The sequence below is a fragment of the Pantoea sp. SGAir0175 genome (assembly GCF_043547855.1).
This window is the reverse complement of sequence record NZ_CP028081.1, coordinates 2,729,372-2,755,211: the sequence shown is the minus strand read 5'-3', so window position 1 is coordinate 2,755,211 and position 25,840 is coordinate 2,729,372. Positions and strand designations below refer to the sequence as shown.

At 58.3% G+C, this 25,840-nt stretch carries 27 protein-coding genes; 14 read left to right on the top strand and 13 right to left on the bottom strand.

The features are described 5' to 3' along the window. Positions 1-49: 49 nt before the first annotated feature. The 4 genes from moeB to C1N56_RS12850 all read right to left on the bottom strand — a co-directional run bounded on the left by moeB (position 50) and on the right by C1N56_RS12850 (position 3,354). Positions 50-811, bottom strand: coding sequence for a molybdopterin-synthase adenylyltransferase MoeB (moeB, locus tag C1N56_RS12865; RefSeq protein WP_238561041.1), 762 nt, complete (start codon positions 809-811; stop codon positions 50-52). Continuing rightward, positions 811-2,046 carry a molybdopterin molybdotransferase MoeA gene (moeA, locus tag C1N56_RS12860; protein WP_031279865.1) on the bottom strand — a complete coding sequence of 412 codons (1,236 nt, stop codon included), beginning with the start codon at positions 2,044-2,046 and terminating at the stop codon, positions 811-813. Before moeA ends, moeB begins: the two co-directional genes overlap by 1 nt. A gap of 169 nt (positions 2,047-2,215) precedes the next feature. Beyond that, complete coding sequence (locus C1N56_RS12855; protein ID WP_021508405.1) at positions 2,216-2,521, bottom strand: contact-dependent growth inhibition system immunity protein; 306 nt, start codon at positions 2,519-2,521, stop codon at positions 2,216-2,218. Then, a complete protein-coding gene (locus C1N56_RS12850) occupies positions 2,521-3,354 on the bottom strand; it encodes an RNase A-like domain-containing protein (protein ID WP_021508404.1) in 834 nt (277 codons plus the stop codon). The genes C1N56_RS12855 and C1N56_RS12850 overlap by 1 nt, the downstream gene beginning before the upstream one ends. Before the next feature lie 321 nt (positions 3,355-3,675). Here C1N56_RS12850 and C1N56_RS12845 point away from each other — a divergent pair, with 321 nt between their 5' ends. The 5 genes from C1N56_RS12845 (at position 3,676) to gsiD (ending at position 9,987) form a co-directional block, all read left to right on the top strand. Continuing rightward, positions 3,676-4,635 carry an isoaspartyl peptidase/L-asparaginase family protein gene (locus C1N56_RS12845; RefSeq protein ID WP_058769516.1) on the top strand — a complete coding sequence of 320 codons (960 nt, stop codon included), beginning with the start codon at positions 3,676-3,678 and terminating at the stop codon, positions 4,633-4,635. A gap of 9 nt (positions 4,636-4,644) precedes the next feature. Further along, positions 4,645-6,501 carry a glutathione ABC transporter ATP-binding protein GsiA gene (gsiA, locus tag C1N56_RS12840; protein ID WP_215480153.1) on the top strand — a complete coding sequence of 619 codons (1,857 nt, stop codon included), beginning with the start codon at positions 4,645-4,647 and terminating at the stop codon, positions 6,499-6,501. 64 nt (positions 6,502-6,565) lie between these two features. Next, complete coding sequence (gsiB, locus tag C1N56_RS12835) at positions 6,566-8,101, top strand: glutathione ABC transporter substrate-binding protein GsiB (RefSeq protein WP_021508401.1); 1,536 nt, start codon at positions 6,566-6,568, stop codon at positions 8,099-8,101. Between the two features lie 49 nt (positions 8,102-8,150). Next, positions 8,151-9,071, top strand: a complete 921-nt coding sequence (gene gsiC / locus C1N56_RS12830; RefSeq protein ID WP_021508400.1) for a glutathione ABC transporter permease GsiC — start codon at positions 8,151-8,153, stop codon at positions 9,069-9,071. A gap of 10 nt (positions 9,072-9,081) precedes the next feature. Next, on the top strand, positions 9,082-9,987 hold the full coding sequence (gsiD, locus tag C1N56_RS12825) for a glutathione ABC transporter permease GsiD (protein ID WP_058757796.1): 906 nt from the start codon (positions 9,082-9,084) through the stop codon (positions 9,985-9,987). Between the two features lie 245 nt (positions 9,988-10,232). Here gsiD and C1N56_RS12820 read toward each other — a convergent pair whose 3' ends face one another. Beyond that, positions 10,233-11,900, bottom strand: a complete 1,668-nt coding sequence (locus tag C1N56_RS12820; protein WP_394516733.1) for a methyl-accepting chemotaxis protein — start codon at positions 11,898-11,900, stop codon at positions 10,233-10,235. Positions 11,901-12,016: 116 nt separating this feature from the next. Between C1N56_RS12820 and C1N56_RS12815 the strand changes: the two genes are divergently transcribed. Beyond that, on the top strand, positions 12,017-12,466 hold the full coding sequence (locus tag C1N56_RS12815) for a DUF4385 domain-containing protein (protein WP_021508397.1): 450 nt from the start codon (positions 12,017-12,019) through the stop codon (positions 12,464-12,466). Here C1N56_RS12815 and rimO read toward each other — a convergent pair. The 3 genes from rimO to C1N56_RS12800 form a co-directional block, all read right to left on the bottom strand. Continuing rightward, positions 12,463-13,788, bottom strand: coding sequence for a 30S ribosomal protein S12 methylthiotransferase RimO (gene rimO / locus C1N56_RS12810; protein ID WP_104187018.1), 1,326 nt, complete (start codon positions 13,786-13,788; stop codon positions 12,463-12,465). The genes C1N56_RS12815 and rimO overlap by 4 nt on opposite strands. Positions 13,789-13,914: 126 nt before the next feature. Continuing rightward, positions 13,915-14,280 carry a helix-turn-helix domain-containing protein gene (locus C1N56_RS12805; protein ID WP_021508395.1) on the bottom strand — a complete coding sequence of 122 codons (366 nt, stop codon included), beginning with the start codon at positions 14,278-14,280 and terminating at the stop codon, positions 13,915-13,917. A 73-nt stretch (positions 14,281-14,353) separates the two neighbouring features. Next, positions 14,354-14,614, bottom strand: a complete 261-nt coding sequence (locus C1N56_RS12800; RefSeq protein WP_031279864.1) for a type II toxin-antitoxin system RelE family toxin — start codon at positions 14,612-14,614, stop codon at positions 14,354-14,356. A gap of 296 nt (positions 14,615-14,910) precedes the next feature. Between C1N56_RS12800 and C1N56_RS12795 the strand changes: the two genes are divergently transcribed. After that, positions 14,911-15,546: a carbonic anhydrase gene (locus C1N56_RS12795; protein ID WP_021508393.1), complete on the top strand. Its 636-nt coding sequence runs from the start codon at positions 14,911-14,913 to the stop codon at positions 15,544-15,546. 113 nt (positions 15,547-15,659) lie between these two features. After that, on the top strand, positions 15,660-16,793 hold the full coding sequence (locus C1N56_RS12790; RefSeq protein ID WP_127833855.1) for a PQQ-dependent sugar dehydrogenase: 1,134 nt from the start codon (positions 15,660-15,662) through the stop codon (positions 16,791-16,793). Here C1N56_RS12790 and C1N56_RS12785 read toward each other — a convergent pair whose 3' ends face one another. Then, positions 16,794-17,450, bottom strand: coding sequence for an HAD family hydrolase (locus C1N56_RS12785; protein ID WP_058780827.1), 657 nt, complete (start codon positions 17,448-17,450; stop codon positions 16,794-16,796). Positions 17,451-17,724: 274 nt separating this feature from the next. Between C1N56_RS12785 and C1N56_RS12780 the strand changes: the two genes are divergently transcribed. Further along, positions 17,725-18,930: a serine hydrolase gene (locus C1N56_RS12780; RefSeq protein ID WP_058780826.1), complete on the top strand. Its 1,206-nt coding sequence runs from the start codon at positions 17,725-17,727 to the stop codon at positions 18,928-18,930. A 48-nt stretch (positions 18,931-18,978) separates the two neighbouring features. Here the strand turns inward: C1N56_RS12780 and ybjG are convergent, their stop codons facing one another. The 3 genes from ybjG to C1N56_RS12765 form a co-directional block, all read right to left on the bottom strand. Beyond that, positions 18,979-19,584 carry an undecaprenyl-diphosphate phosphatase gene (gene ybjG / locus C1N56_RS12775; protein ID WP_021508389.1) on the bottom strand — a complete coding sequence of 202 codons (606 nt, stop codon included), beginning with the start codon at positions 19,582-19,584 and terminating at the stop codon, positions 18,979-18,981. Next, entirely contained in the window at positions 19,571-20,326 is a 756-nt protein-coding gene (locus C1N56_RS12770) for a phosphatase PAP2 family protein (RefSeq protein ID WP_072209945.1), read from the bottom strand. Before C1N56_RS12770 ends, ybjG begins: the two co-directional genes overlap by 14 nt. A gap of 202 nt (positions 20,327-20,528) precedes the next feature. Beyond that, complete coding sequence (locus C1N56_RS12765) at positions 20,529-22,217, bottom strand: aspartate:alanine antiporter (RefSeq protein ID WP_021508387.1); 1,689 nt, start codon at positions 22,215-22,217, stop codon at positions 20,529-20,531. A gap of 260 nt (positions 22,218-22,477) precedes the next feature. Between C1N56_RS12765 and ybjM the strand changes: the two genes are divergently transcribed. Continuing rightward, positions 22,478-22,849 (top strand): inner membrane protein YbjM, encoded by a 372-nt coding sequence (ybjM, locus tag C1N56_RS12760; protein ID WP_021508386.1) that lies wholly within the window; start codon positions 22,478-22,480, stop codon positions 22,847-22,849. A gap of 33 nt (positions 22,850-22,882) precedes the next feature. Here the strand turns inward: ybjM and C1N56_RS12755 are convergent, their stop codons facing one another. Beyond that, positions 22,883-23,146 carry a GrxA family glutaredoxin gene (locus tag C1N56_RS12755; RefSeq protein WP_010618314.1) on the bottom strand — a complete coding sequence of 88 codons (264 nt, stop codon included), beginning with the start codon at positions 23,144-23,146 and terminating at the stop codon, positions 22,883-22,885. Positions 23,147-23,354: 208 nt separating this feature from the next. Here C1N56_RS12755 and C1N56_RS12750 point away from each other — a divergent pair, with 208 nt between their 5' ends. The 4 genes from C1N56_RS12750 to C1N56_RS12735 all read left to right on the top strand — a co-directional run bounded on the left by C1N56_RS12750 (position 23,355) and on the right by C1N56_RS12735 (position 25,828). Then, positions 23,355-23,606: a DUF1418 family protein gene (locus C1N56_RS12750; RefSeq protein ID WP_021508385.1), complete on the top strand. Its 252-nt coding sequence runs from the start codon at positions 23,355-23,357 to the stop codon at positions 23,604-23,606. 12 nt (positions 23,607-23,618) lie between these two features. Further along, a complete protein-coding gene (gene nfsA, locus C1N56_RS12745; protein WP_021508384.1) occupies positions 23,619-24,341 on the top strand; it encodes an oxygen-insensitive NADPH nitroreductase in 723 nt (240 codons plus the stop codon). A gap of 17 nt (positions 24,342-24,358) precedes the next feature. After that, the gene (rimK, locus tag C1N56_RS12740) at positions 24,359-25,261 is read left to right on the top strand and encodes a 30S ribosomal protein S6--L-glutamate ligase (protein WP_021508383.1); all 903 of its coding nucleotides are present in this window, start codon (positions 24,359-24,361) and stop codon (positions 25,259-25,261) included. A gap of 87 nt (positions 25,262-25,348) precedes the next feature. Then, on the top strand, positions 25,349-25,828 hold the full coding sequence (locus C1N56_RS12735; protein ID WP_021508382.1) for a type III secretion system chaperone family protein: 480 nt from the start codon (positions 25,349-25,351) through the stop codon (positions 25,826-25,828). Positions 25,829-25,840 lie beyond the last annotated feature (12 nt).

Below are 25,840 nucleotides of genomic sequence, written 5' to 3'. Positions count from 1 at the left end.
ATAAATTGCGCCGCTCAGCAATACCTGACGCTTATGTCACGCCCTGACGTTATTCCTCACGCCTGCCACACACTTCACACTGCGCATCCTGCGCCACTTTCAGGCTGCGAAACTCGGCGCTCATCGCATCGTACATCAGCAGTCGCGCGCTGGCCGGCTGGCCAAAGGCGCTCAGCACCTTCAGCGTTTCCATCGCCTGCATCGCACCTACCACGCCGACCAGCGGAGCCATCACGCCGGCTTCGACACAGCTCAGCGTCTGCTCGCCGAACAGACGGCTGATGCAGCGGTAGCAGGGCTCGCCGGGCTGCCAGGTGAATACGCTGAGCTGGCCTTCCATGCGGATGGCGGCGCCGGAGATCAGCGGCACCCGATGCTGAAAACATCCGCGGTTCACCTGTTCGCGCGTGGTGACATTGTCGCTGCAGTCCAGCACCGCATCGTGACGCGCAATCAGTTCGCCGAGCGCGGCTTCATCCAGCTGCGCATCGATCGCCTCCAGCGTGCAGTGTGGATTGAGCGCCGCCAGTTGCTGACGGGCCGAGGCGACTTTTGCCATGCCGATGCGCTCATCGCTGTGCAGAATCTGGCGCTGCAGATTACTCAGGCTGACACGATCGAAATCCAGCAGCGTCAGATGACCGACGCCGGCGGCGGCAAGATAGGGCGCGGCAGCACAGCCCAGTCCGCCCAGGCCAACGATAAGCACCCGTGAGGCTTTCAGCCGTTCCTGGCCGTCGAAATCGAAGCCGCGCAGCACAATCTGCCGGTTGTAGCGCAGCATCTCTTCATCGCTCAGCTCTGTGTGCATTAGCCCTCCAGCAGGCTGTTGAAGGCCTCGACATCAACCCATTCGCCCGGCTCAACGTCACCGCGATCGCGCTCCAGCACAATAAAGCAGTCGGCCAGCGCAAAGGAACTGAACACGTGCGAGCCCTGCGCACCGGTGCTGCGCACTTCCAGTACAGCATCATCGCCGCGACTGAGGATGCCGCGCTGAAAATCGAGCCGGCCCGGCGCTTTCTTCAGACGCTGCGTTGCGCGCGCGCGCTGGCGCAGCGGCATGATGCGCGTGGTCTGGCCGGTCAGCGTGGCCAGCAGCGGCTGCACCAGCTGATAGAAGGTTACGGCCGCCGACACCGGATTGCCCGGCAACCCGCAGAACCAGCTGTTGGCCAGACGGCCAAAGGCAAACGGCTTGCCGGGCTTGATTGCCAGCTTCCAGAAGGTAATCGCGCCCAGCTCTTCGAGCATCGCTTTGGTGAAATCCGCCTCGCCCACTGACACGCCGCCGGTGCTGATCACCACATCGGCCTGGCGATCGGCTTCGCTGAAGGCCTGGCGCAGCTTCGCGGGATCATCAGCGATCACGCCAAGGTCGATCACCTCGCAGCCAAGTTTGCGCAGCATCAGCGCCACGGTGAAGCGGTTGGTGTCATAAATCTGGCCCTCAGCCAGCGGCTGGCCCACCGCCTGCAGTTCGTCACCGGTGGAGAAAATGGCCACGCGCAGCTTACGCAGCACGCTGACCTCCGCAATACCCAGCGACGCCAGCAGCGGCAGCTCTGCCGCACCGAGCCGCACGCCGGCATCCAGTACCTGCTTACCGGCCTGAATATCCTCCCCGATGCGGCGAATATTTTGCCCGGCACGCACTGGCGCGGTGATAACAATGCCGCCGTCACGCGGTTCGGTTTGCTCCTGCATCACCACGGCGTCGCAGCCGGCCGGGACTGGTGCGCCGGTCATGATGCGAATCACGCTGCCGGCTGGCCACTCGCCATTAAACGGGGCGCCGGCAAACGCTTTGCCCGCTACCGGCAGCACGCGGTCAGCGGACAGGTCGCTCAGGCGCAGCGCGTAGCCGTCCATCGCGGAGTTATCGAACGGCGGCACGTCCAGCGGCGAAATCACCGGCTTCGCGGTAATGCGCCCGGCGGCATCGGCCAGCGCGACACTCAGGCAATCGCTAATCGGTTGCAACTGCTGCAGCATTTTCTGCTGCGCGTCTTCAAGTGAAATCAGTCCGGCGGTAAAAGGTTCCATGTCCATCTCTGTCGGGTTAAAGGCGAATGCTGCCTATTATGGTGGCTGTTGTCGGCTGAGTCACATGCGAGATCAAAGGGAATGGAAATTAGTGCGCGGTGACGAATCCGCCGGCGAACATGCTTTGTTCAGACTGAAAGTGAGTATCATGTTAACAACCGTGCTGACGTTATGATGTGAGTGCGGCAGATACTTTCTTATGCACCAGTGACAGAAACGCGCCCGCAGTAGTATCCCAGTTGGCCGGAACAAACTCTCTTTTATAGCGGTCACGGAAATCAGATTCGACATCATCGCACTCTGCCAGAAACAGCTCGATGTCTGCCAGCATGGCGTGCAGGTTTCCTTTATGCGCTTCTCTGATATACGCCTCGATTTTGGGCTCGATCTCATCACCCGGTTCAAACAGGTCATAATCCTGCCCAAACCAGATGCCAATAAAATTATCCAGTTCACTGATACTGATACGGTCCATCATAACTCCGGGAAAGCGGTAATGATAAAGTAAGGTTTGCCGTTGTAGGGCTTAAAATCCAGTATGACGCGAACGGCGTAGCAGGTCTCAACCTCTTCACGCCCTTTACTCACGACTATACCAACCGGATGTGAAAAACGCCGACTCAGGCGCATACGGGCTTGCAAGCCTGGAGGGATATTTTTCACCCACATCTGAATTTGATGCTTATTATCTGCCAGCACCTTACTGATCAGTGCTTCCGCCTCGCTCAGAGACTTAAAGCTACTGGCTTCATCGAGACGAGGCCGGTTACGAAGCCTCTCCCGCAGCTCATCCGGCGTTTTGCCGATATGTCGCTCAATCGTGTGCCCACCGGGTGCTCGCCCTGAGAGCGACTCATGCTCGGCGATTTTGACCCGCCCGGCACGCACCGCGATGACGCGCTCTGCTCCGGCTGCAAAGGCAAATGCCATCGGAATGGCGATATCTACCGTCAGGCCGACATTCATGGCGGTCTGACGGTCAGCGCCGAGCGATTCTGCGAGTGCCACGGCCGAATTAAACGTGTCGGTAGCGACCTGTCTGCCAGTCCATACCTGGCGCAGGCTGGCCTGAAGCGTGTCGAGACTGTGAGTGCCGACAAAGACGCAGCCAGCTTTGGTCAGCATGGTGGGCTCAGGCACGACGCACAGTGCGCCAGCACCAAAAAGCTCAATCACTCCGCCAGCGAGCCCGAGCCCTCCGAAAATGCGGTTGCTGGTCGTTTCACCCTCGCTGACGCTGCGATCTGAAAGGACGGCTGCCAGCTGCACCGGGGAGAGTGCAATCCTTAGCCCTTTTTCATCTTCCACTGAATATTCCTTTTCATGAATGGGCCTTTAACTTACCCGATTTTTAACCGGCACTGAAGCCACACAAAAAGTAAGGGCGAAGAGGTTGTTCACTGCCTTGCCGGTGCCAGACGTAAGCGCGCCAGCCATAATATTAAAGCTGGTGCGTTCTCTCCCTTAATTCACAAAAAAGCATAATCCACATTAAAAGGTTATGACCGCTGATACACTTTCTGCTTTACAAGCAGGGAGGGGCTTTCTATAGTCGAAAATTGCCAAAAAAAGATGAAAACCATTCTAAATCAGTGTTTTTGGCTCTGATTCCTTGACAGGGTAACGGTTATGGCTAAAGCAGTTATCGCAATTCACGGCGGCGCCGGCGCGATTACGCGTGCGGCAATGAGCGCCGAAAAAGAGCAGCACTATCGTCAGCAACTGGCCGCGATTGTCAGCGCCGGCCAGCAGATTCTGGCCAGCGGCGGTAGCGCGCTGGATGCCGTGACCGAAGCGGTGCGGCTGCTGGAAGAGTGCCCGCTGTTCAATGCCGGCAGAGGGGCCGTGTTCACCCATCAGGGCACCCATGAACTGGATGCCAGCCTGATGGATGGCCGTACGCTGGATATCGGCGCCGTCGCTGGCGTCAGCCGTATCCGCAATCCGATTCTTGCCGCGCGTAAAGTGCTGGAAGCCAGTCCGCACGTGCTCTTTATTGGCAGCGGGGCGGAAGCCTTTGCCGCGCAACAGGGGCTGACGCCGGTCGAGCCTGATTTCTTCTCGACGCCAGAACGCTGGGAGCAGCTGCAGCGCGCGCTGGGCAGCGAACAAATGCTGCTGGATCATGATGGCGCGGCGCAGGGGAGCGATCCGCTGGACCCGGATCGCAAATTTGGCACCGTGGGCGCGGTGGCGCTCGATTTGCAGGGGAATCTGGCGGCCGCCACCTCCACCGGCGGCATGACCAACAAGCAGGCGGGCCGCGTCGGCGATTCACCGCTGGCGGGCGCCGGCTGCTATGCCAACAACGCCACCGTGGCAGTCTCCTGTACCGGTACCGGCGAAGTGTTTATTCGTACGCTGGCGGCTTACGATGTCTCAGCGCAGATGGAATATGGCGGTCGTTCGCTGCAACAGGCCACCGCCAGCGTGATTCATGACAAAGTGCAGGAGCTGGAGGGTAGCGGCGGGCTGATAGCCGTTGATGCCCACGGCAACGTGGCGCTGCCGTTTAATAGCGAAGGCATGTATCGCGGATTCGCTTATGTGGGCGGCGAGGTTGAGGTGGCGATTTACCGCGACAGCTAAGGAGCAGGCATGACGGATCTACAGCAGCAGTTTGCGCCGCAGCAGGTGCTGGCGGTACGCGATCTCTGTGTGCGCTTTGAGCATGAAGGGCGCGTGACGGACGCCGTGCGGCAGCTTTCGCTCGATCTGCACCGCGGAGAAACGCTGGCGCTGGTGGGCGAATCGGGCTCGGGCAAATCGGTGACGTCGCTGGCGCTGATGCGTCTGATTGCACAGGCCGGCGGCGCGGTCAGCGGTGAAATCCTGCTGCGACGGCGCAACGGCGAGGTGCTGGATGTGATGCGGGCGTCCGCCAGCCAGATGCGCCGGGTGCGCGGTGCGGACATGGCGATGATCTTTCAGGAGCCGATGACGTCGCTCAACCCGGTATTCACCGTCGGTGAACAGATCGCCGAATCTATTCGTTTGCATCAGGGGAAAAGTAACCAGCAGGCGCAGGCCGAAGCGCGACGCATGCTGGACCTGGTGCGCATTCCGGAAGCGCACAATGTGCTGTCGCGCTATCCGCATCAGCTCTCTGGCGGTATGCGCCAGCGCGTGATGATCGCCATGGCGCTGTCGTGCAAGCCGGCGCTGCTGATTGCCGATGAGCCGACCACCGCGCTGGACGTCACCATCCAGGCGCAGATTCTGCAGCTGATTCGCGTGCTGCAAAAAGAGATGCAGATGGGCGTCATCTTTATCACGCACGATATGGGCGTGGTGGCGGAGATGGCCGATCGCGTGCAGGTGATGTATCGCGGCGATGTGGTTGAGCGCGCGCCGGTGCAGCAGTTGTTCGATGCGCCGCAGCAGCCGTATACCCGCGCGCTGCTGGCGGCCGTGCCAAAGCTCGGGGCGATGAGTGGCCAGCCGCTGCCGGCGAAGTTTCCGCTGCTGCATACCAACGGCCGCGAAGAAGCCAGCACGCCGCAGGATACCGTGCGTCACGATCGTCCGCCGATTTTACAGGTGCGCGATCTGGTTACGCGCTTTGATATTCGCGGCGGGCTGCTCAATCGGGTTAAGCGTCGCGTCCACGCGGTGGAAAAAGTCAGTTTCGATCTTTATGCAGGCGAAACCCTCGCGCTGGTGGGCGAGTCCGGCTGCGGCAAATCCACCACCGGACGCTCGCTGCTGCGGCTGGTCGCCAGCCAGGGCGGCAGCATCACCTTTGACGGCCAGCGCATTGATGCACTGCAGGGCAGGGCGCTGGCCACGCTGCGCCGCGATATTCAGTTTATCTTTCAGGATCCGTATGCGTCGCTCGATCCGCGCCTTACCGTCGGCTTTTCAATTATGGAGCCGCTGCTGGTGCATCGCAGCATGGGGCGCGCGCAGGCAGAGAAACGCGTCGCCTGGCTGCTGGAACGCGTTGGTCTGCTACCCGAACACGCGCAGCGCTACCCGCACGAATTTTCTGGCGGTCAGCGCCAGCGTATCTGCATCGCACGCGCGCTGGCGCTCAATCCTAAAGTGGTGATCGCCGACGAATCCGTCTCCGCGCTGGATGTGTCGATTCAGGCGCAGATCATCAATCTGATGCTGGATTTACAGCGTGAATTTGGCATCGCCTTCCTGTTTATTTCGCACGACATGGCGGTGGTGGAGCGCATCAGCCATCGCGTGGCGGTGATGTATCTCGGACAGATTGTGGAGATGGGACCGCGTCAGGCGGTGTTCGAACAGCCGCGCCATCCTTATACCAGAAAACTGATGGCCGCGGTGCCGGTGGCCGATCCGGCGCATCGGCACCGCGAGCGGGCGCTGATGGTGGATGAGATCCCCAGCCCGATTCGCCCGCTGGGTGATGAGCCGGAAGTGGCACCGTTACTGGAAGTGGCACCGGGCCATTTTGTCGCCCGCCATGCCATTAGCGGCGCCTGAGCAGCAACCAACCGCGCCCTCCGCGCAGGGCGCGCAAGACAGGGACTACAGGAGAACGATAACGATGCACCATATCATGCGAAAAGGGGTTATCACTGCCGGGTTGTTGAGTTCGGCGCTGGCGCTGCCCGCCTGGGCGGCCAAAGATGCGGTGATTGCCGTGGCGTCGACCTTCACCACGCTGGATCCGTACGACGCCAACGACACGCTGTCGCAGGCGGTGGCCAAGTCTTTCTATCAGGGCTTGTTCGGCTTCGATAAAGACATGAAGCTGGTCAACGTGCTGGCGGACAGCTACCAGGCCAGCAGCGATGGTTTGACTTACACCATCAAGCTGCGTCCGGGTGTGAAATTCCAGGATGGCACGGATTTCAATGCCGAAGCGGTGAAGGTCAACCTCGACCGCGCCAGCAATCCGGAAAATCATCTCAAGCGCTATAACCTGTTTAAATATGTCGCCACCACCGAAGTAGTCGATCCGTCCACGGTGAAAATTACCCTGAAGCAGCCGTTCTCAGCGTTTATCAACAATCTGGCACACCCGGCTGCGGTGATGATCTCGCCAACCGCGCTGAAAAAATATGGCAAGGACATCGGTTTCCATCCGGTAGGCACCGGACCTTATACCTTTGACACCTGGAACCAGACCGATTTTGTCAAAGTGAAAAAGTGGTCGGGCTACTGGAAACCGGGCTATCCAAAACTCGACAGCATTACCTGGCGTCCGGTGGTGGATAACAACACCCGCGCGGCGATGCTGCAAACCGGCGAGGCCAGCTTTGCCTTCCCGGTGCCGTTAGAGCAGGCCAAACTGTTGCAGGGCAATAGCAAGCTGGATGTGGTGACCACACCATCGATCATGCAGCGTTACATCAGCCTCAACGTGACGCAAAAGCCGTTCGATAACCCGAAAGTGCGTGAAGCGCTGGAGTACGCCATCAATCGCCAGGCGCTGGCGAAAGTGGCCTTTGCCGGTTACGCCACGCCAGCCACCGGCATCGTGCCGCCGCGCATTGATTTTGCCCAGAGCTATCCGGCCATCAAATACGATCCGGCCAAAGCGCGCGAGTTGCTGAAGGAAGCGGGCTACCCGAATGGTTTTGAAACCACGCTGTGGTCATCGCATAACCACAGCACCGCGCAGAAAGTGCTGCAGTTCACCCAGCAGCAGCTGGCGCAGGTAGGCGTGAAGGTAAAAGTCACGGCGATGGATGCCGGCCAGCGCGCGGCGGAAGTAGAGAGTAAAGGGCAGAAAGAGAGCGGGGTGCGCATGTTCTACACCGGCTGGTCAGCCTCCACCGGCGAAGCCGACTGGGCGCTGACGCCGCTGTTCGCCACCAGCTCGTGGCCACCGGCGATCTTCAACACCGCGTTCTACAGCAACCCGCAGGTGGATAAAGACCTGGCGGATGCGCTGAAGACCACCGATCGCGACCAGAAAGCCAGACTGTATAAAGACGCGCAGGACCGCATCTGGAACGATCACCCGTGGATTCCGCTGGTGGTGGAGCAGCTGCTGTCTGCGAACAATAAAAACCTGACCGGTTTTTACGTCATGCCCGATACCTCATTCAATTTTGATGAGGCGGATCTGAAGTAACAGACGCGGCCAGCCTTACGGGGCTGGCCGATGCTGCGCGGGATTTCGCATGCTCAACTATTTTCTTAAACGCCTGCTCGGGCTGATTCCCACGCTGCTGATTGTCGCAGTGCTGGTGTTCCTGTTCGTGCATCTGCTGCCGGGAGACCCGGCGCGCCTGATTGCCGGACCGGAAGCGGATGCCTCAGTGGTGGCGCTGGTGCGTCAGGAGCTGGGACTCGATCAGCCGCTGATTCAGCAGTTCTGGCACTTTATCCTCAATGCTTTGCAGGGTGATTTTGGTCAGTCGATGGTGTCAAAGCGGCCGGTCTCTGCCGAAATTGCCGCGCGCTTTTTTCCTACTCTGTGGCTGACGCTGAGCAGCATGGTGTGGGCGGTGGTGTTTGGCATGGCGATCGGCATCGTTTCGGCGGTATGGCGCAATCGCTGGCCGGACCGCATCGGCATGACGCTGGCGGTTTCCGGCATCTCCTTTCCGGCGTTTGCGCTGGGTATGCTGCTGATGCAGGTCTTTTCGGTCGAGCTCGGCTGGTTGCCAACGGTGGGCGCCGACAGCTGGCAGCACTACATTCTGCCGTCGATTACGCTCGGTGCCGCCGTGGCCGCGGTGATGGCGCGCTTTACCCGCGCTTCGTTCGTTGAGGTGATGCAGGAAGATTATATGCGCACCGCGCGGGCCAAAGGGGTGCGCGAATCGCTGGTGGTGGTCAAACACGGGCTGCGCAATGCCATGATTCCGGTGGTCACCATGATGGGGCTGCAGTTCGGCTTTCTGCTCGGTGGCTCGATTGTGGTGGAAGTGGTGTTTAACTGGCCCGGACTGGGCCGTCTGCTGGTGGATTCGGTGGAGATGCGCGATTACCCGGTGATTCAGGCCGAGGTGCTGCTGTTCTCGCTGGAGTTCATTCTGATTAACCTGATCGTCGATATGCTTTACGCGGCGATCAACCCGGCTATTCGCTACAGGTAAGGAGTCGCAATTGAAGAACTGGCGACGCGAGGCGGCACTGAAATCCCTGCCGCTGATGACGGAAAACCGGGTTCGCACGCCGTGGCGTGAATTCTGGCGGCGCTTTCGCCGTCAGCATGTGGCGCTGCTGGCGGGCGCATTTGTGCTGCTGCTGATTGTGGTGGCGTTTATCGCCCCGTGGATCGCCCCGTTTGATGCCGAAAACTATTTTGACTACGACCGGCTCAACGAAGGTCCGTCGTGGATGCATCTGTTTGGCGTCGATTCCCTTGGGCGCGATATCTTTAGCCGGGTGCTGGTCGGGACGCGCATTTCGCTGATCGCCGGCTTCTTCTCGGTGGCGATTGGCACGGTGATCGGCACCGTGCTGGGGCTGCTGGCGGGCTATTACGAAGGCTGGTGGGATCGCATCACCATGCGCATCTGCGATGTGTTGTTTGCGTTTCCCGGCATCCTGCTGGCGATCGCGGTGGTGGCGATCATGGGCAGCGGCATGAGCAACGTGATTGTGGCAGTGGCGATTTTCAGTATTCCGGCATTTGCCCGTCTGGTGCGTGGCAATACGCTGGTGCTGAAACATCAGACCTATATCGAGTCGGCGCGCAGTATTGGTGCCTCCGACTGGACTATTATCATGCGTCACATTTTGCCCGGTACGGTGTCGTCGATTGTGGTCTATTTCACCATGCGTATCGGTACTTCGATCATCACCGCCGCCAGCCTGTCCTTTCTCGGCCTGGGCGCACAGCCGCCGACGCCGGAGTGGGGCGCGATGCTCAACGAAGCGCGCGCCGATATGGTGATTGCGCCGCACGTGGCGATCTTCCCCAGCCTGGCGATTTTTCTCACCGTGCTGGCGTTCAATCTGCTGGGCGACGGCCTGCGCGACGCGCTGGACCCCAAATTGAAGAGCTGATTTTCGAGCTGGCAGGCGTGAACCGGAGCCACAGTGCCGCCATTCAGGGGAAATATTTGTCCGTGCAGTATTTGGGTCACCATAAATGGCGACCCTACAAGGTCATTGCGTAATATATTGTCGGCTGCACATTGAGATATGAGGGCATTGCGCGTTTTTTACCGCTCGCACATTAATGTCCAGCGGCATTACTTGTTGTAGGGTGCGCATTCATGCGCACCGGTATCCTTTTACGCCTCAGCGCATTAAAACGTTTCCCAGTTATCGTTACCGTGGCTCACCGCCGCGGGCAGGGCGCGGGTCGGGGCGGGCACCACCGGTTTCACCATCCGCTCGGTTACCGCAGCGGTCGGGCGTGCGCCGGTGTTGAAACGCGCCACCGCCGATGACAATCGGCTGGCCTGCTGCTCCAGCGATGCCGAGGCGCTGGCCGATTCCTGCACCAGCGTGGCGTTCTGCTGCGTCACGCGATCCATCTCATTCACCGCCTGGCCAATCTGGTCGATACCGCGGCTCTGCTCATCAGAGGCCGAGGCAATCTCGCCCATGATATCGGTGACGCGCGTCACCGCGCTGACAATCTCCTGCATGGTATCGCCAGCGCTGCTGACCTGCTGCGAACCGAGATCCACGCGCTGCACGGAGTTTTCAATCAGCAGTTTGATCTCTTTCGCCGCCTGCGCGCTGCGCTGGGCCAGGTTGCGCACTTCGCCCGCCACCACCGCAAAACCGCGCCCCTGCTCACCGGCACGCGCCGCTTCTACCGCGGCGTTAAGCGCCAGAATGTTGGTCTGGAAAGCGATACCGTCGATGACGCTGGTAATGTCGGCGATTTTTTTCGAGCTGTCCGCAATGTCACGCATGGTTTTCACCACGCCTTCCACCACGCTACCGCCTTTATCGGCGGTGTCCGACGCGGTTTTCGCCAGCTGCGTGGCCTGACGCGCGTTGTCAGCATTCTGCTTCACGGTCGCGGTCAGCTGTTCCATGCTGGCGGCGGTCTCTTCCAGTGAGGCAGCCTGCTGTTCGGTGCGCGCCGAGAGATCGTTATTACCGTTGGCGATGGCACTGGCGCTGCCAAAAATGGCATCCGCGCTGTCGCGCACGTTATTAATGGTACCAAGCAGCGCCTGCTGCATATGATTCAGGCTGGCGGCAATGGCCGCCATTTCACTGCGGCCTGCCACCTGCAGGCTGGCTGACAAATCGCCTTCGGCAAAGCGCTCGATCTGCTGCTGCACCTGCTGCATCGGTGCCAGCAGCACGCGGCGTACCAGCGTCCATACCGCCGCCACCATCAGCACCACCACCAGCGCGATGACGGCAATCATGATCAGCACCTGCTGATAGTTGCTGTCATTTTGCAGGCTGCGCTGATTAATCAGCTGCATGTTTTCATCGCGCCACTGCTGATAAGCCTGTTCCAGTTCATCCTGCGCCTGCTGCGCATCGAGGTTGCCGTAGGCCGCGTAGTTATTGGCTTTCAGAAACACGGCGGACTGCTGCAGCAGCGCGGCAAACGCTTTGAATTTATTGTCGATCAGATCGGCGGTCGACGCACTCTGGCCGTCGATGCGCGGATAGCTTCTATACTGATTGAAGTGCTGCTGCGCCGCTTCCAGCGAGGCACCGGCTGCCAGCAGCAGCTTGTTGATCGCCGCCAGCGACTGCTCGTCAGTCTGATTTTTCAGAATACGGATCGCCACGCGGTTGATGGTGACGCGGGTTTTCACCAGCGTTTGCCAGCCGTCGCCCAGCTCGCGCTGCTGATGAGACAACTGATTGCTGGCGGTGAAATTATGTTGTCCCGCGCGCAGCGAGGAGAAAAAGAGCGAGCCGGATATGGCCTGCATGGCTGTGAATACCACCAGAATAACCACAATGGCGGTCACAATTTTCATCTTGTTGAACATGTGAGCATCTCTTAGCAAATGAGCCGGTAGTTATGTTATCGGTGGAAAAAAGCATCACTAAAGTGCGGCAGCGAAATAATTCACCGCAGTAATGGTTACGGACAGGAGGCCAGGGGATGAAACCCTTCAATTACCAGCAGGATTTTAAACAGCTCGACTTCCGTCAGCATCCGGAGCTGTATCAGGTCGGGCGCGGCGAGCAGGGGGTGCTGATGGTGGAACCTTATAAGAGCGAAATTCTGCCGCACTGGCGCTTTCGCACCGTCGAGCTGGCGCAGCAGTCATCAGAAAAAATCATGCAGCTGTTCGAGGCGTATCGCGCGCAGGATGATTTTGTCGGTATGGATATGGCGCGCAAATTTATTCAGATGGGTTACACCCGCGCGCGCCGCTACAGCAATCATCAGGGCGGACGGAAATACGGTGCCGACGGCAAAGAGCTGCCGCGTACGGTAGAAAAAGAAAAGGCCGCTGCGGCGGCCGTGTTCAAAGCGTGCTGGGACCGGCTGCGCGCCGATAACGATTATCTGGCGCGCAAAAAAGCGCACCAGCAAAAGTACGGTTAAACGCGCGAGCCCCACAGGTCGTATTCGTCGGCGTGTTCGACTTTGACCCGCACCACCTCGCCGACCTTCACCTGGCGATCGCCATTCAGGTACACCGCACCGTCGATTTCCGGGGCGTCGGCCATGCTACGGCCGACCGCGCCTTCTTCATCCACTTCATCGATGATCACCAGAATCTCGCGACCGATTTTCTCCTGCAGACGCTCTGCGGAGATCTGCTGCTGCAGCTGCATGAAGCGGTCAAAACGCGCCTGCTTGACGTCGTCCGGGACCTGATCCGGCAGCTGGTTAGCCGTGGCGCCTTCAACCGGGCTGTACTGGAAGCAGCCAACGCGATCGAGGCGCGCTTCACGCAGGAAGTCGAGCAGCATCTGGAAATCTTCTTCGGTTTCGCCCGGGAAACCCACGATGAAGGTGGAACGCAGCGTCAGCTCCGGACAGATTTCACGCCAGCGTTTGATGCGCTCCAGCGTGCGCTCAACCGCGCCCGGACGCTTCATCAGCTTCAGGATGCGCGGGCTGGCGTGCTGCAGTGGAATATCGAGGTAAGGCAGGATTTTGCCTTCGGCCATCAGCGGGATCACGTCATCGACGTGCGGATACGGATAAACGTAGTGCAGACGCACCCAGACGCCGAGTTTCGCCAGCTGCTCACACAGGCTGACCATGCTGGTTTTCACCGGCGAACCGTTCCAGAAACCGGTACGGTGTTTAACATCGACGCCGTACGCGGAGGTGTCCTGCGAGATCACCAGCAGCTCTTTTACGCCGGCTTCCACCAGACGTTTAGCTTCATCAAGTACCGCGCCAATCGGACGGCTGTCCAGATCGCCACGCATTGACGGGATGATGCAGAAGGTGCAGCGATGGTTACAGCCTTCGGAAATTTTCAGGTAAGCGTAGTGGCGCGGCGTCAGTTTCACGCCCTGTTCCGGCACCAGGCTGAGGAACGGGTTATGCTCGGGTTTTGGCACGTAAGTGTGCACGTGCGACAGCACCTGCTCGTAGCTGTGCGGGCCGGTGATCTCCAGTACTTTCGGATGCACTTCGCGGATCTGATCCACTTTGGCGCCGAGGCAGCCGGTGACGATCACTTTGCCGTTCTCGTTCAGCGCTTCACCAATCGCTTCCAGTGATTCCTGTACGGCACTGTCAATAAATCCACAGGTGTTAACGATGACGATCTCCGCATCATCGTAGCGTGGCACCACGTCGTAGCCTTCTGTCCGCAGCTCCGTCAGGATGCGTTCAGAGTCGACGAGGTTTTTTGGGCAGCCGAGAGAGACGAAGCCTACACGCGGCGGATTTTTGACATGGCTCATAAGGATAAAAATTCATCATAATTAAGGTGGACAGGAGCGCGATTGTACAGAGGTTGACGGGGAAAATGTATAGGGAAGCGCTGTCGAAATCAGAGAAAAAGGCCACGCAAACGGTGGCCGGGGGAATTACAGCAATAATTGTTCCGGACGGCAGCTGTAGAGTCGGGCTAAGCGCTCGCGCGTTTTTTTCTGTGGTTTACTCTCTTTGCGTTCCAGTTGGGAAATTGCACTTTGCGTGGTCCCTAATTGTTCGGCAACATACTGCTGCGAGAGGTTACGGTAAACACGCCAGGCCGCCTGCAGACTGATATCCTGGCTGAGCATAATGCCAACCACGTCATGCGGCACGGTTTCATCATCATGTTCATCCGCTTCAATCGCGAGGGTTGTCCAGTTGCTTTCCGCATCTGAAAGCAGCTTTTCATACTCCGCGACAGGCAGAACCACGAATTGCGGTTCGCCTGCTTCATCATAAATATACTGTTTTGACATACGTTATCCGGGTAGCGTCAGGTCGCGGCCAATGTCATCAGGTGCATAGCTGCGGGGTTTCCCCCGCAGAGTATCAGTAAGTATGAGAGGTTCTGCGTGCAACTTCTACAATCTCAAGAACGACAGGCTCTCCCTCTATCAACGCAAAGATAACCCGATAATCGCCCACCCGCAGACGGTAACGATTATCACTCTGCTGCAGCTTCCTGATGTCCAGGGCGACGGCCGGAAAGGCGATCAGCTGGGATGTCTTTTCAAAGATGCTTTTTTGATAGCGTTTGTCGATCTTCATCAGGTGTTTCAGGGCACGTTTAGACCAGGATACTTCAACCACAATGCACCTCTTTTCACCTGCCATCCCTGCAAGGGATAATTAGAAAATAAAGAGTAAATCTAATATTGTCAATCTAATAATCTTATATGTCAGGGCAGGGCGGTTACCTGGCGCAACATTTTGTTTGGTGTACGCTTAGTGAGCATGGCGGACATCCGGGTTGTGCAAGCGGGTCGATTTTGCTTAAATATCGGGTTGGTAATTGTAAGTTATTATCGACATTACAGAATTTTAAAGCGCGCCAGCGGTGAGTTTCTCTCTGCCGGGGCTGAAGTGGATAATGTGAGAGCAGACAAATGCAAGAGATCGTCAAAGGTTTTCTGAATTTTCAACAGAATGTGTTTCCTGAAAGGAAGGATCTTTTCAAGAGTCTGGCGTCCAACCAGAATCCTAAAGCTTTATTCATCTCCTGTTCGGATAGCCGTCTGGTGCCAGAGCTGGTGACTCAGTCGGAGCCGGGCCAGCTGTTTGTGATCCGTAACGCCGGTAATATCGTCCCGCCGTTTGGTCCGGAGCCGGGTGGCGTGTCGGCAACCATTGAGTATGCGGTGGTCGCGCTGGGCGTAACCGAGATTATTATTTGTGGTCACTCCAACTGTGGTGCGATGAACGCGATTGCGTCCAACGCCGATCTCGAGAGCATGCCGGCGGTTGATCACTGGCTGCACTACGCCAATGCGGCAAAAGCGGTGGTGGAAGAGCGCAACTACGAATCGGTTGAGAAACGCCTCAACGAAATGGTGAAAGAGAACGTGATTGCCCAGCTCAACAATATCAAAACGCATCCTTCCGTTTCGGTCGCGCTGCGTAAAGGCAAGCTGCGCCTGCACGGCTGGGTTTATGATATTGAAAGCGGCGGCATTATTGCCCTGACCAAAGGCGGTGAATCCTTCATTTCACTGTCGGAAAACCCGGAAACCTGCTTCGAATAATCCTGCCTGCTATCCGCCCGGCCACTGCGCCGGGCTTAATGTTTTGTAAATCCTGCACATCCTTTCTTACTGGCTGACTACCCTTAACGGCAGACTGTGAAAAGGAGAATCCCATGCGTTTATGGCGTGTTGCGCTGCTGGCTGGCGCGCTCAGCGGTTCCTTTACCGCGCTGGCGGCCGATGTCCAGGTGCAGGTGTTACAGGACAAGCTCGATCATCCGTGGTCGGTGGCGTTTCTGCCCGACCAGCAAACCCTGCTTATTACCGAACGTTCCGGACAGCTGCGCAGCTGGCAGCCGGGCCGGGGGCTATCGCAGCCGATTAGTGGCGTACCCGACGTGTGGGCCAACCGCCAGGGCGGTCTGCTGGATGTGGTGCTGGCGCCGGACTTCGCGCAAAGCCGTCGGGTGTGGCTTAGTTATACCACCGCCGATGACACCGGCCGCGCGGGCGGCGTGGTGGGTTACGGCACGCTCAGCGCAGATCTCCGTCATCTGCAGGATTTTAAGGTGGTGCTGGAGCAAACGCCGAAACTGTCCGGCGGTGCCAACATCGGCACGCGACTGGCGTTTGATCGCCAGGGCTATCTGTACATCGCGTTCGGCGATAACTTTGCCAGCCGCAGCGCGCAGCAGCTGGACAAACTGTCGGGCAAAATTGTTCGCCTGACGCAGGACGGCAAGGTGCCGGCGGATAATCCGTTTAACCATCGTCAGGGCGCACGCGCGGAGATCTGGTCTTACGGCGTGCGCAACCCGCAGGGGCTGGCGCTCAATCCATGGACGCAGCAGATGTGGGAGAGTGAACACGGCCCGCGCGGCGGCGATGAGGTGAATCTGGCGGCGAAGGGCAAAAATTATGGCTGGCCGCTGGCGACATACGGCATTGATTACAGCGGGCAGAAAGTGCCGGAAGCGCAGGGCAGCGCCGTTGCCGGCACTGAGCAACCGCTGTTTTACTGGCAGCAATCGCCGGCCATCAGCGGCATGGCGTTTTACAATAGCGCGCGCTTTCCCCAGTGGAAAAACTCGCTGTTTATCGGTGCGCTGAAAGATAAAAGTCTGATCCGTCTGCGCGTTAACGGCGAGAAGGTCGAAGAGGCGCAGCGGCTGCTGGGCGACCGTGGCGAACGCATCCGCGATGTTCGTCAGGGGCCGGATGGTTATCTGTATGTGCTGACTGATGAGGCCAATGGCAAGCTGCTGAAAGTCGGGCTGGCGGATGCCGCCAGCGCCGCGCGCGGTTAATCAGCGCACCCAGTTACACACCTGCCAGCCGCGCTGCTGCGCTTCCTGCTGCAGCAGCGCGTCCGGGTTAATCACCCATGCATGATCGGCATGCGACAACAGCGGCAGATCGTTCATCGAATCGCTATACGCCCAGGTGCGCTCAAAACGTTGATCCTGCTGCAGCGCTCGCCAGTCGCTGAGGCGTGAAACTTTGCCTTCACGGTAAGTGGCGGTGCCGTAAATCTCACCGCTGTAGCGTTCATCGACCACTTCCACGCCAATCGCCAGCGCGCCGTGTACGCCCAGCCGTTCCGCAATCGGCACGGCGAGGTGATCGCCGCTGGCGGTAATAATCATTACCGTGTCGCCACGCTGCTGATGCCACTGAATGCGTTCGCGCGCGGCGGGAAAGACGCGCGGCAGGATATCGCGATGAATAAAGCGCCGCACCCAGCCTGCGACGGTGAGGGTCGCCATACCGGTGAGCGGTGAGAGCGTGGTGCGCATGTACTCTTCAATCGACAGGCTGCCGGCGTGGTATTGCGCCATCAGCGCCTGCTCCTGACGAATGATCTCTTCCGGTGCAAACCCCTGCGAAACCAGCCAGCGCAGCCAGAGGCTGGTGCTGTCTTCACAAATCAGGGTTTCATCCAGATCGAAAACGGCTAAGTCCATCATGATTCTCCTCGGGCTGACTGGCATCAGGTTAGCGGAATTTTGTGACTGGCTTAACTGTTCTGCGAAAATTCGGAATTTCTCGCAATTTTTCCTCTGCCCTGACGCCCGCGCACTGGCAGCGCAGCGGCCTTAATGCCAGGGTTACTCTAACAAACTCTAAAAAACTTTACGGTTTGGCGGTTTTTTTCACCGGCGTGAACCGTTAGCGTTTGGTAAGACATGTCTTACCTGCACAAATCCGTGATTTTACAAGGACAATTGGGTCACGCTCATGAGAAAAACTTCCCTGACTTCGGTCTGGCGGCCAGTGGCGGCCACTTCATTATTATTGCTTTTCGTTCCCGTCACCACTCAGGCCGAGCAGGCACCTCCGCCACCGCAGATTGAGGCCAAAGCGTGGATTCTGATGGACTACAGCAGCGGCAAAGTGCTGGCGGAGTCCAATGCCGATCAGCGTCTCGATCCCGCCAGTCTGACTAAAATGATGACCAGCTATGTAGTGGGTCAGGCGCTGAAATCCGGCAAAATTACTAACAACGATATGGTCACTATCGGCCAGGACGCGTGGGCCACCGGCAATCCGAAACTGCGCGGATCGTCGCTGATGTTCCTCAAGCCGGGCGATCGCATCCCGGTCTCGGAACTGAATAAGGGCGTGGTGATTCAGTCAGGGAATGATGCCTGTATCGCGCTGGCGGATTATGTCGCCGGCAGTCAGGATGCCTTCATCGGCCTGATGAACAATTACGTTAAAGCCTTTGGCCTGCAAAACACCCACTTCATGACGGTGCACGGTCTGGACGCCGAAGGCCAGTACAGCACCGCACGCGACATGGCGATCATCGGCCAGCGCCTGATTGGTGATGTGCCGGAAGAGTATGCGCTGAACAGCGAAAAAGAATTTACCTTTAATAATATCAAACAGATGAACCGCAACCGCCTGCTGTGGAGTAGCAACCTTAAGGTTGACGGCATCAAAACCGGGCATACCTCAGGGGCGGGCAACAATCTGGTTGCTTCAGCGGTCGATGGCGATATGCGCCTGATTTCGGTGGTACTGGGCGCGCAGACCGATGCCATTCGCTTTCGCGAGAGTGAAAAGCTGCTGACGTGGGGCTTCCGTTTCTATGAAACCGTTACGCCGATTAAAGCGGATAAACCGTTTGCCCAGCAGCGCGTGTGGTTTGGCGAAAACAGCCAGGTCAACCTCGGCGTGGCGAAGGATGCGGCGATCACTATCCCGAAAGGGCAGATGAAAAATCTCAAGGCCAGCTTTACCCTCAACACACCGCAGCTGGAAGCGCCGCTGAAAAAGAATCAGGTAGTGGGCACTATCGATTTCCAGCTGGATGGCAAAACCATTGAGCAGCGTCCGCTGGTGGCGATGGAGGATGTACCAGAAGCCGGCTTTATTGGCCGCATCTGGGATTTCATTATGATGAAATTCAACGGCTGGTTTGGTAAGTGGTTCAGTTAATCTCAGGACGGCGGGTCAGCCCGTGGCTAACCCGCCTGCCGGCTGAGTTTATCCGCGCACCCAGCCTTTTTTAATCGGCATCGCGAACAGGGCGCGGTAGAGTTGATGCGTCAGCGCCAGCATGCGCTGACCGTACAGCTGCCACGCCAGATGCGAAGCCAGACAGCCAAGCAACCCCACCAGAAAACCGCCCAGCATATCCAGCGGCCAGTGCACGCCGAGATACACGCGTGACCAGGCAATAGCGCTGCCAATCGCCAGCAAAACCACCCCGGACCACAGACGGTGCCAGAAAATAAACGCCAGCGCGAAGGTAAAAATCGTGGTGCCGTGATCGCTGGGATAGGAGTCATCAGCAGCGTGTGACAGGAACTGGTGACCAAAGCCAATGGCGAACGGGCGCGGGTGTGGCAGCAGCTGGCCCACGCACCAGGAGATGCTCAGCGCATAAATCAGCGCCATGCCGGTTTTCAGCACCAGCGCGCGCTGCGACTGCAGCTGATCGCGCGGTCCCCATAGCCACAGGGCGACAATCAGCAACGGTACAATCGCAATCACATCTTTGGCGATAAAGGTCGCCAGGCTGAGCAGCCACGCGGGTGAATCCGGCGTGGCGTTAATCCATAAAAAGAGGGTGTGGTTAAGAGCTTCCATCACGTTTCCTCGTCCTCGTCTTGTTTACCCAAAAAGAAATTGCGGCAAAAATCAGCAGCTGGCTGAGCCACACCCACCAGCCCGCCCACAAATTGTGGGAGAAAAAGTGCGCACCACGCATCACCTGGCCATAGCCCATCAGCAGGCCACAGGCGATTCCCACTGCCAGCGCCAGCAGCGCGCGGCGTGGACGCTCCGGCCACCACAAAAAAAACAGCGCCATCAACGCAAAGCCGCTGGAAGCATGGCCGCCCGGAAAGCACTGGCCGGGGCCACTGTTGGCCGGCACCGCCGCCAGCAGCGGAAAGCTCGCGGCATTGCCGCCGAACAGCGCCAGATCCCACGGACAGGAGTGCGCGCTGTGCGCCTTCAGCATGCCCACCACCAGCGGCCCCATACCAAACAGCAGGGCCACCAGCACACGCCGGGCGTCGCGCTGTTGCAGGCCGCGCAGTAACAGCAGCACCGCGCCAGCGATAATCACATCCTTCATCAGCCGATGGTTAATCAGGTCCAGCCAGCGGTTGTGCTGCCACGGAAAACGCCGGGTGAGCGGATCAAACCAGCGCTGGCTGATGGCGATGTCGAGGCTTTCGTGGCGCGACCACCACAGAAACGCCAGCGCCAGAATTGCCAGCAAAATAAGGTTGATAGCGTAGAAGCGCGCGGACAGAGAATAAATAGCCGCGCTCCGAATCTCACTGCGGGTTGTTGGAGTGTTTAACTTTGATGAAAGTTGCATGAATATTTGCAAATAGCGAAACCAGAGTCACAGGGTGGCAAATCACGCTTAGGGAAACCTTAAGGGGAGCGCGTAGCAGGCATAAAAAAACCCGCTAGCAGAAGGCTAACGGGCTCCTCAATTTGGGGATTTCAAAGAAAAGCAGTGGCACTTATTCAGACTGCATCGCGTCCGATTAGTTCTGACGCGTGTAAAAATATTTTTAAACAGGCAAAAGCGGCCAGATGATGACGATCAGCGTCCCCGCCAGCGTCAGCAAGACGTTGGCAATGGCGTAGGTGCCGGCATAGCCGAGCGCCGGAATGCTGCTGCGCGCGGTATCGCTGATGATCTCCATGGCCGGTGCGCAGGTGCGCGCGCCCATGATGGCACCAAACAGCAGCGCGCGGTTCATGCGCAGCACGTAAGCGCCGAACAGATAGCAAATCACCACCGGCAACAGACTCACCAGCAGGCCGCTCAGCAGCATCAGCGCGCCCGCACTGCCGAGACCGTGCTGCAGCCCGCTGCCGGCGCTCAGACCAACCCCGGCCATAAACACCATCAGGCCAAACTCTTTCACCATGGTCAGTGCGCCCTGCGGGATGTAGCCGAACGTCGGGTGGTTGGCGCGCAGGAAGCCGAGCATGATGCCTGCGAACAGCAGCCCGGCGGCGTTGCCCAGGCCAAAGCTGAAGTTGCTGAACTGGAAGGTGATCATGCCGATCATCAGGCCGATGATAAAGAAGGCGCAGAACGCCAGCAGATCGGTCATCTGGCTGTGAATAGCAATGAAGCCGATGCGATCGGCCAGGCTTTTCACCCGGCGCGCTTCGCCGCTCACCTGCAGCACATCACCTTTGTTAAGCATAATGCTGTCGTCGATCGGCATCTCAATCTGGCTGCGAATTACCCGGTTAAGGAAGCAGCCGTGATCGGTCAGTTTTAAATGGCTCAGGCGTTTATTCACCGCGTTGTGGTTTTTCACCACGATCTCTTCGGTGACGATGCGCATGTCGAGCAGATCGCGATCGAACACCTCTTTACCATTACGGAAACTGGCGTCGAGACGCGCATGCGCATCCGGATAGCCCACCAGGGAAATCTCGTCGCCGAGCTGCAGCACGGCATCACCGTCCGGGCTGGCGAGAATGCCGTTACGCCGCAGGCGCTCAATGTAGCAGCCGGTCTGACGGTGAATCCCCAGCTCGCGCAGGTTTTTGCCGCCGCTCCACTCAACCAGCTCCGGACCAACGCGATAAGCACGAATTACCGGCAGGAACACTTTACGCTGGCTGTCCGCATCCAGACCGCGCTCGCGCGCGATTTGCTGGGCGCAGGTCGGCAAATCCTGATGCTGCAGGCGCGGCAGGTAGCGTGCGCCGAAAATCAGGCTGACCAGCCCAATCAGATAGGTGAGGGCGTAACCCAGGCTGAGGTTATCCTGCATGCGACCCAGCAGCTGCGTGTCGCTGATGCTTTGCCGCAGCGTATCGCCTGCGCCCACCAGCACCGGCGTTGAGGTCATCGAGCCGGCCAGCATGCCGGCGGTGAGGCCGATATCCCAGCCAAAAAGTTTGCCGAGCGTCAGCGCAATCAGCAGGGCGCTGACCACCATGACGATCGCCAGAAAGAAATAGTTCTTACCGTCGCGGAAAAAGATGGAGAAAAAGTTGGGACCGGCTTCCACCCCGACACAAAAAATAAACAGCATAAAGCCCAGACTTAAGGCGTCAGTATTTATCGCGAAGTGTTGCTGACCCAGAATCAGCGAAACCACCAGCACACCAATAGAATTACCGAGTTGTACGGAGCCAAGGCGTAATTTACCCAGGCACAGGCCGAGGGCTAATACGACAAATAATAACAGAACGTCATTTCCGCTTAACAATTCTGCGACGTTAATGTTCACGGTTTAACTTCTTATTTACCTGTAACGGGTTGATGGAAGGGGATTTTTTCGCTATCTTGTGACGGCAGCGCACGGCCCGGTCACCGAATGTTCTTAATCTGTGACCCACATAAAGCGGCGCCATTCTAATCATAATTAACACCCTCAGCTATCAGCAGTTTTCATTCCTTCTGCCTTCAGCTGTTTCTTTTTATTTCCACGTAAGCGCATCAGGGCAGTTAAAAGTTTCAATATTGTTAACGTCAAAGTTGAGGAGAGGTATGTTGCAGCGCAATAATCGCTGGCCAGCATCGGTTCTGGGCGTGATGCTTTATACGCTGGTGTTTATTTTTGCACATCATTTTTGGTCCGCCGCCGCGACGCAGGCGGTGCGTGGACAGCCGGAACTGCTGCTGTTTCTGCTGCCGGGCATCGTGATGGCGCTGCTGCAGCCGGACAGTCCGCTGATCGGCACACTGTGGATCGCGCTGGGCGGGACGCTGCTGGGCATGATGTGGGTGTGGCTGGTGATGCCGATGACGCACAGCTTGCTGCTGGTGACGGCGTGGAGCCTGAGTGCACTATTCTGGGCGGGGTGCGGTGCGCTGCTGGTGCGCCTGTTGCGCATTATGCTGGCGATGCGGACCAGCTGAGTGAAGCGAAGACGGGCCCGCAGGCCCGTCAGGTCAGGCTTCGATGCCGAGGTTTTCTTTGGTCCACGCAGCAAATTCGGTGTAACCACCGATGTGCTGGTCGTCGAGGAAGATCTGCGGCACGGTAGAAACCGGTTTGCCGGCACGCGCTTCCAGGTCGGCTTTGGTGATGCCGGTCGCCTGGATATCGACGTACTGATAATTAAAATCGTCGCGCTCGCTGGTTAACTTCGTGGCTAACTCTTTTGCTCGTACGCAGTAAGGGCAGCTGGAACGGCCAAAAATCACTGCAATCATTGCTTCTCTCCTTCCGCTGCTGTTTTGTGACTTGTCTCACATCACAGCGTGAATAATGCGTCACATCATGCCCGCCCATCCTGCTTAAGAAAAGCAGAAATTGCCTGTTACTCTAATGCGCGCTGTCTATACCCGGTCACAATGCCGTACTACAGTATTCGGGTATCACCTGCAGCAGAAACAGATGAACACTGAGGAGCTCTGAACCATGCGTAATCTGGCGACGTTGCCCAAACCCGTGCTACTGCTGGAAGCGCTGGGCGTGCTGGCAGTGATTGGCGCGCTGCTGCTGGTCAACGACTGGCTGGCGGCACCGGCATTCATGGCGAAAAAACCGCTGGCAACGCTGCTGTTTTTCCTAGGCATTGCGCTGATGTTGCCGGCAGCGTGGCTGATGATGTGGCGCACCGCAAAGGCGATGGCACCGCAGTTGTTCAATCACAACCACAAAAAGAAGTAACCGGAGAGGATTATGACGCCGACTATTGATTTGCTTTGCAGCCACCGTTCCATTCGCGCCTTTACTGAGCAGGGGATTGATGACGCCCAGCGCAGCGCGATTATCGCTGCGGCGCAGGCGGCCTCGACCTCCAGTTTTTTACAATGTTCTTCCATTGTCCGTATCACCGACCGCGCCCTGCGCGAGCAGCTGGTGCAGCTCACCGGCGGGCAGCCGTGGGTCAGCGCCGCAGCGGAGTTTTGGGTGTTCTGCGCCGACTTCAACCGCCACCAGCAAATCTGCCCTGAGGCTCAGCTGGGCCGTGCCGAACAGCTGCTGCTGGGTTGTGTCGATACCGCGCTGATGGCGCAGAACGCCATGGTGGCTGCGGAATCGCTCGGTTTAGGCGGCGTGTTTATTGGCGGCATTCGCAACAGCATCGCGCAGGTGACGGAGCTGCTGGGGCTGCCGAAGTTTGTGCTGCCGCTGTTTGGCTTCTGCATCGGCCATCCCGACGCGTCACCGGACGTCAAGCCGCGCATGCCGCAGGCGATGCTGGTGCATGAAAACCGCTACCAGCCACTGGATAAAGCGGTGCTGGCGCAATATGACCAGCAGATCACCGCTTACTATCAGCAGCGCGACAGCAATCAGCGCTCGGAAAACTGGAGCGAACTGATTCAGCGTTTGATCATTAAAGAAACGCGACCGTTCATGCTGGACTACCTGCATCAGCAGGGCTGGGCAACGCGCTAAGCACAGGGACCGCTGCAATGAAGATGGCCATTCTCACCCGTGACGGCGCGCTCTACTCCTGTAAACGCCTGCGTGAAGCCGCGGAAGCGCGTGGCCATCAGGTGCAGATGATCGATCCGCTCTCCTGCTACATGAACATCAACTCCGACTCGCCGGCGGTGCACTATCGCGGTGAGGCGCTCGGCCATTTCGACGCGGTGATCCCGCGCATCGGCACCGCCACCACCTTTTACGGTACGGCGGTGCTGCGTCAGTTCGAGATGCTCGGCAGCTATCCGCTCAACGAGTCGGTGGCCATTACCCGTGCACGCGACAAGCTGCGCTCGCTGCAGTTGCTGGCGCGCGAGGGCATCGACATGCCGGTTACCGGCTTTGCCTCGTCGCCGGATGATACACAGGATGTTATCGCCATGGTCGGCGGCGCGCCGCTGGTGGTGAAACTGGTGGAGGGGACGCAGGGGATCGGCGTGGTGCTGGCGGAAACCCGCCAGGCGGCAGAGAGCGTGATCGATGCGTTTCGCGGTCTCAATGCGCATATTCTGGTGCAGGAGTTCATCAAAGAGGCGCGCGGGCGCGACATCCGCTGCCTGGTGATTGGCGACGAAGTGGTGGCGGCGATTGAGCGGGAAGCGAAAGAGGGCGATTTCCGCTCTAATCTGCACCGCGGCGGCAGCGCCCGCGCCGTCACCATTACCGATCAGGAGCGCGAGATCGCGGTCAAAGCGGCCACGACGCTGGGATTAGCCGTGGCGGGCGTGGATATTCTGCGCGCCAACCGGGGTCCGCTGGTGATGGAGGTCAATGCTTCTCCGGGGCTGGAGGGCATCGAAGGCAGCACCGGTTTAGACATTGCCGCCATGATGATCCGCTGGATTGAGCAGCACGCCTGTCCCGGCTATCGTCCGAAAACCGGGGGCTGAACCGCGCTTTTGCGCGGTTTTCGTGGCATCCGCGACTGTTTTTCCGTAAGCTAAGGCGCTTATTTATTCACCCCACAGGATACAACGATGGATTCACTGGTCGTTCCTGACATCGACATGCTGCGTCGCTGGCTGGATCAACAAAATATCACCTGGTTCGAATGCGATGCCTGTCAGGCTTTGCATCTGCCGCATATGCAGAATTTTGACGGGGTGTTTGACGCGAAAATCGACCTGGTGGATAACGTTATCCTCTTCTCGGCGCTGGCAGAAGTAAAGCCCACCGCGCTGATCCCGCTGGTTGGTGAACTGTCGCAAATCAATGCCAGTTCGCTGACGGTGAAAGCCTTTATCGATATACAGGATGACAACCTGCCGAAGCTGATCGTCTGCCAGTCAATCAGCGTAAGCGCCGGCATCACCTTTGGTCAGTTCACCCACTTCATGAAGCAGAGCGAAGAGGGGATTTCGATGGTGATCATGGAAGCGTTCGCTAATCATCTGCTGATGATGGGCGAAGACGAGGAGCGTCCGCCGAGCGTCAGTAGCCACAGCATGCTGCACTGATTTTTCCCCTCC

Coding starts and splice junctions, on each gene's coding strand:
- moeB (WP_238561041.1), bottom strand. CDS start 811: ATGCACACAGAGCTGAGCGATGAAGAGATGCTGCGCTACAACCGGCAG.
- moeA (WP_031279865.1), bottom strand. CDS start 2,046: ATGGAACCTTTTACCGCCGGACTGATTTCACTTGAAGACGCGCAGCAG.
- C1N56_RS12855 (WP_021508405.1), bottom strand. CDS start 2,521: ATGGACCGTATCAGTATCAGTGAACTGGATAATTTTATTGGCATCTGG.
- C1N56_RS12845 (WP_058769516.1), top strand. CDS start 3,676: ATGGCTAAAGCAGTTATCGCAATTCACGGCGGCGCCGGCGCGATTACG.
- gsiA (WP_215480153.1), top strand. CDS start 4,645: ATGACGGATCTACAGCAGCAGTTTGCGCCGCAGCAGGTGCTGGCGGTA.
- gsiB (WP_021508401.1), top strand. CDS start 6,566: ATGCACCATATCATGCGAAAAGGGGTTATCACTGCCGGGTTGTTGAGT.
- gsiC (WP_021508400.1), top strand. CDS start 8,151: ATGCTCAACTATTTTCTTAAACGCCTGCTCGGGCTGATTCCCACGCTG.
- C1N56_RS12820 (WP_394516733.1), bottom strand. CDS start 11,900: ATGTTCAACAAGATGAAAATTGTGACCGCCATTGTGGTTATTCTGGTG.
- C1N56_RS12815 (WP_021508397.1), top strand. CDS start 12,017: ATGAAACCCTTCAATTACCAGCAGGATTTTAAACAGCTCGACTTCCGT.
- rimO (WP_104187018.1), bottom strand. CDS start 13,788: ATGAGCCATGTCAAAAATCCGCCGCGTGTAGGCTTCGTCTCTCTCGGC.
- C1N56_RS12805 (WP_021508395.1), bottom strand. CDS start 14,280: ATGTCAAAACAGTATATTTATGATGAAGCAGGCGAACCGCAATTCGTG.
- C1N56_RS12795 (WP_021508393.1), top strand. CDS start 14,911: ATGCAAGAGATCGTCAAAGGTTTTCTGAATTTTCAACAGAATGTGTTT.
- C1N56_RS12790 (WP_127833855.1), top strand. CDS start 15,660: ATGCGTTTATGGCGTGTTGCGCTGCTGGCTGGCGCGCTCAGCGGTTCC.
- C1N56_RS12785 (WP_058780827.1), bottom strand. CDS start 17,450: ATGGACTTAGCCGTTTTCGATCTGGATGAAACCCTGATTTGTGAAGAC.
- C1N56_RS12780 (WP_058780826.1), top strand. CDS start 17,725: ATGAGAAAAACTTCCCTGACTTCGGTCTGGCGGCCAGTGGCGGCCACT.
- ybjG (WP_021508389.1), bottom strand. CDS start 19,584: ATGGAAGCTCTTAACCACACCCTCTTTTTATGGATTAACGCCACGCCG.
- C1N56_RS12770 (WP_072209945.1), bottom strand. CDS start 20,326: ATGCAACTTTCATCAAAGTTAAACACTCCAACAACCCGCAGTGAGATT.
- ybjM (WP_021508386.1), top strand. CDS start 22,478: ATGTTGCAGCGCAATAATCGCTGGCCAGCATCGGTTCTGGGCGTGATG.
- C1N56_RS12755 (WP_010618314.1), bottom strand. CDS start 23,146: ATGATTGCAGTGATTTTTGGCCGTTCCAGCTGCCCTTACTGCGTACGA.
- C1N56_RS12750 (WP_021508385.1), top strand. CDS start 23,355: ATGCGTAATCTGGCGACGTTGCCCAAACCCGTGCTACTGCTGGAAGCG.
- nfsA (WP_021508384.1), top strand. CDS start 23,619: ATGACGCCGACTATTGATTTGCTTTGCAGCCACCGTTCCATTCGCGCC.
- rimK (WP_021508383.1), top strand. CDS start 24,359: ATGAAGATGGCCATTCTCACCCGTGACGGCGCGCTCTACTCCTGTAAA.
- C1N56_RS12735 (WP_021508382.1), top strand. CDS start 25,349: ATGGATTCACTGGTCGTTCCTGACATCGACATGCTGCGTCGCTGGCTG.